We start from the raw sequence: 4046 nt of genomic DNA, 5'->3' as shown, positions 1-4046 counted from the left end.
TCGATGCCCTTGCTTGGCCAGGCCTTCAAGAAGGCAAAGCGGTCCTGGTTGCTCAACAGGCCTGAAAACGGTGAAGACTGGCGCAGCGCGGTGGCGTGTTCGGAGTCTTCAACGGCCATGGCCAGGCAGGCGTCCATCCCCTGGTCCATGAGGGCGGCCCATTCGGCCAGGCAGGGCTGCGTCCTGATGCTGACCCGTTGCCGCCAATGCGCCAGCGTGGCCCGTGCTTTGTCGAACAAGGCGGGGTCTCGCCTTATCTTGTCGGCGATCAAGCGGTGCAAGGCAAGGCTGCGATCATCAAGATCTTGATGTGTTCGCATGGGTGGGCTCCTGTTCACGTCTGGTGAGGAGCCAGTCTACGGTAAGGTGTTCAACCCCACAAAGCATCCTTGTGCCGCGCCACGGCCTTGCCAAAGCTCGAATCCGCCCAAGCTGCACCAGCGCGCTGGCGCACGGTTTCGGGCCGGGCGCGTGAGGGCTTGACCAGCACCTTCCACAACTGCGGAATGATCACCTGGAAGAAGGCCTTCAAGTCGGCCCGGCCCACGCAAGGCAACTCGGTGCCGCGCTCCCAGCTCGGGTTGCACTTCTCAAAGAAGGCGATGTCGGCCTGCTGACGCAGTTCACGGGTGATGGGGGTCACGTCGCCTTTCAGGCAGTTGTAGCCGTCACCAAAGTCCAGCACCATGGATTCTTTGTCCAGCTTGCCGGGGAAGAGCGTTTCGCAATAGGTCTCGGCGATGTGCTGCAGGTGCTCGTTCTTCTGCGTGGGGTGCGGGTAGTACTCGGGGAAGTTGCGGCTCAAGAGCAAGAAGGTTTTGTAGCCCTTCGAGATCAAAAACCAGTACTGCGGGGTCAGCGGGTTCTTGATGGCTTCCCACAGCACGCGCTTCACAAAAGCGGCGTTGATGGCGCGGTTGCCCCAGTGTTCTTTCTCCAGCACCGTGTCGCCGCTGAACACGCCCTTGATTTCGCGCCCATCGACCTGCATGCGGTACACGCCGAAGGTTGAGAAGCCGACGATGGCATCGTCACGCTGGCGGCGCACGATGAAGGCGCCGGTTTTCTTGCCCAGGTCGGTCACGAACTGGTCCAGCGCGACGTTGTCGTAGTAGCGGCAAAACACCTTGAACATGTTCCGAATGTCTTGAACAGTGATGTTGTTCAAGGCTTGGTACCGGGTGTAGATCTTGGCTTTGGAGGGGGTGGACATCAGGGACCTCAAGGGGTTGGCTTGGTCGATGTCTCGATTCTGCGCACCGGCCTCTAACCCGTTCAGGGGGTGGTCCCCAACACCCCCCCAAGTGAGCGTGCGCGCTGCCGTGCAGTAATGCACGCATCGGCGATTTCACGCTTTTTGCCCGCCCCGATTGAAGGTATTCAAACGTTTGTTTGTTTGCTACAAGGGGCTTGGTCAGGCGTAAGGATCGGCAAAGCCCAGGCTGGCCAGGATCACGCGCTCTTGCGCTTCCATGGCCAGGGCTTCGTCGTCCACCTGGTGGTCAAAGCCCTGGGCGTGCAAGGCGCCGTGCACCAGCATGTGGGCGTAGTGGGCGTCGATCGACTTGCCTTGCTCTTGCGCTTCGCGCTCGATCACCGGGGCGCAGATCACCAGGTCGGCGGTGACCACGGGCTCTTGCGCGTAATCAAAAGTCAGCACATTGGTGGCGTAGTCCTTCTGGCGGAAGTCGCGGTTCAGGGCGCGGCCTTCGTCTTCGCCCACGATGCGCACGGTGATCTCGCCGTCCAGGCCATCCACCGCCAGCGCGGCTTTGATCCAACGGGCCACCTTGTGGCGGGGCAGGTGCTCGCGGTGGGTTTTGTCGGCGAATTGAAGGCTCAGGCTCAGGTGCGGTTTGGCAGTGCTCATGCGGTGGGGGTGTCGTTCAGCAAATCGCGGTCGTAGGCCTGCACGATGCGGCCGACCAGCGGGTGGCGCACGATGTCGTGCGGGGTGAAGCGGGTGAAGGCGATGCCGGTGACCTTGCGCAGGATGCGTTCGCCCTCGATCAGGCCGCTGCGAGCGCCCTTGGGCAGGTCGATCTGGCTGACGTCGCCGGTGACCACGGCCTTGGTGCCAAAGCCGATGCGCGTCAAAAACATCTTCATCTGCTCGGGTGTGGTGTTCTGCGCCTCATCGAGGATGACGAAGGCGTGGCTGAGCGTGCGCCCGCGCATGAAGGCCAGCGGGGCCACTTCGATCAGGCCTTTTTCAAAGGCCTTGGTGACGCGGTCAAAGCCCATCAGGTCATACAGCGCGTCATACAAGGGGCGCAAATAGGGGTCAACCTTTTGCGACAGGTCGCCGGGCAGGAAGCCCAGGCGCTCGCCGGCCTCGACCGCCGGGCGGGTCAGCACGATGCGCTGCACCATGCTGCGCTCCAGCGCATCGACCGCGCAGGCCACGGCCAAAAAAGTCTTGCCGGTGCCGGCCGGGCCAATGCCAAAGGTCAGGTCGTGGGCCAGGATCTGGCGCAGGTACTCGACCTGGTTGGTGGTGCGGCCCTGCAGGTCGCTGCGGCGGGTGCTGAGCATCGGGCCTTCGTCCGGCTCATCGTCCGGGCCGGGCTGGTCCGCGGTTTTGGCGCCGCGCTTGCTTCGCGTGGGCTTCTGGCGCTGGGCCAGCAGCGAGGCCAGCGCCAGTTGCACCTGTTCGGAGCTGATCTGCCGGGCCGATTTGGCGTACAGGGTCTCCAGCAAGGCCAGGGCCTGTTCGGGCAGGCCTTTGGCGCCATCGATGCGGAACTGGTCGCCGCGCCGGGCCAGGGTCACGCCCAGGGCGGCCTCGATGGTGCGCAGGTGTTCGTCAAAGGGGCCGCACAAGTGGGCCAGCCGGGAGTTATCGAGCGGGATGAAACGGTGACGCAAGGTCATGGATGGCCCAGGGTGAACACGTTGGTGAACAAAAAGCCCGCAAATTGTCGCTTGACCCGGGCATTAAAGTGTGACGAATCTTGCAGAATGGGCCCGACATTGCGCATGGTGCGCAGTTTTGGCCGTGGAATTGACGTTATTCATGTTGCAACGCTGGTGGCAAAACCTGTTGAATCGGCCGCGCTCAGACGCGTCGGCCCAAGCCGCGCTTGAGACGCCGTCTGGCACCGTGATCCCGGTCAGCCGGGCCGGGCAGTGGCTGCTGTTGACCCTGGGCCTGGCACTGGCCTGGGTGGTGGGTTGGGGCCTGGTGGTGCTCAACCAAGAGGCCATCCGCCTGAGCAAGCCCACCCTGGCCGATGGCGGGGCCACCACTTTGCTGTTCCGCGATGCCTGGGCCGTGGCCAGCTCGTCGGCGCACTATCCCGTCGACCAGGTGGGCCAGTCTGTCGGTTTGCCCGATGAATGGTCGCGCTCGCACCCCGCTTACGAAGGCAGCATCTGGTACCGCGTTCATTTCGACACGCCCATCCAGCCCAGCACCGACAAGCTGCTGGCCGCCTACATCGAGCGGGCCTGCTCCAACGTCGAGGTTCACCTCAATGGCCAGTTGCTGTACCGGGGCGGCCGCATGGTCGAGCCGGTGGCGCGCAATTGCGATCAGTCTCATGTGGTGCCCTTGCCGTCGTTCCTGCTGCGCACCGGGGCCAATCAGTTGGACCTGAAGGTGACCGGCTACCCGATTGATCGCGTCACCGCCCGGCAACGCGCCGGTGGCCTGGACGAGGTGCGCGTGGGCCCTTTGCAGGACATGCAGCGCATGCACCAGGACCACGACTTCTGGTCCAACACGGTGTCCCAGGTCATCGCAGGCATTTTGGTGGTGCTGGGCTTGTTTGCCTTGGGCCTGGCGTGGGTGCGCCAGCTCAGTTACCTGACGCATTTTGGTTTGCTGACCATCGGCTGGTCGCTGATGACGGGGCGCTGGTGGATCAACGAGCTGCCCGTGTCCAACGCCTCTACCGAGGTCCTGATCGCGATGATGTTCGCGCCCATGACCGCGTTTGCCATCAAATTTTTGCTGGGCTATTCAGGCCATGGCGTGCGCAACCGCAAGGCGCGCCACCTGACGCGCCAGGTCAACGCTGTGCTGTGGGCGCAGTGCCTGTTGT

General features: G+C 63.3%; 4 protein-coding genes and 1 pseudogene. 1 reads left to right on the top strand and 4 read right to left on the bottom strand.

From position 1 onward, the window contains the following. The 4 genes from H7225_RS07705 to H7225_RS07690 form a co-directional block, all read right to left on the bottom strand. The coding region (locus H7225_RS07705) for a hypothetical protein (RefSeq protein ID WP_290660489.1) at positions 1-320 on the bottom strand (320 nt) is incomplete at its 3' end. A 50-nt stretch (positions 321-370) separates the two neighbouring features. Further along, positions 371-1213: a hypothetical protein gene (locus H7225_RS07700; protein ID WP_290660487.1), complete on the bottom strand. Its 843-nt coding sequence runs from the start codon at positions 1211-1213 to the stop codon at positions 371-373. A gap of 201 nt (positions 1214-1414) precedes the next feature. Beyond that, entirely contained in the window at positions 1415-1870 is a 456-nt protein-coding gene (gene ybeY / locus H7225_RS07695; RefSeq protein WP_290660485.1) for an rRNA maturation RNase YbeY, read from the bottom strand. Continuing rightward, positions 1867-2874 (bottom strand): PhoH family protein, encoded by a 1008-nt coding sequence (locus tag H7225_RS07690; RefSeq protein ID WP_290660483.1) that lies wholly within the window; start codon positions 2872-2874, stop codon positions 1867-1869. Before H7225_RS07690 ends, ybeY begins: the two co-directional genes overlap by 4 nt. A 142-nt stretch (positions 2875-3016) precedes the next feature. On the opposite strand from H7225_RS07690, the pseudogene H7225_RS07685 reads away from it, so the two are divergent. After that, positions 3017-4046, top strand: a pseudogene (locus H7225_RS07685) (hypothetical protein); the annotation flags it as partial.

Source organism: Aquabacterium sp., assembly GCF_014378415.1.
In the GTDB taxonomy this organism is placed as follows: domain Bacteria; phylum Pseudomonadota; class Gammaproteobacteria; order Burkholderiales; family Burkholderiaceae_C; genus Aquabacterium.
Note: the sequence above shows the minus strand (reverse complement) of the source record. Positions and strands in the feature narration are given on the sequence as shown.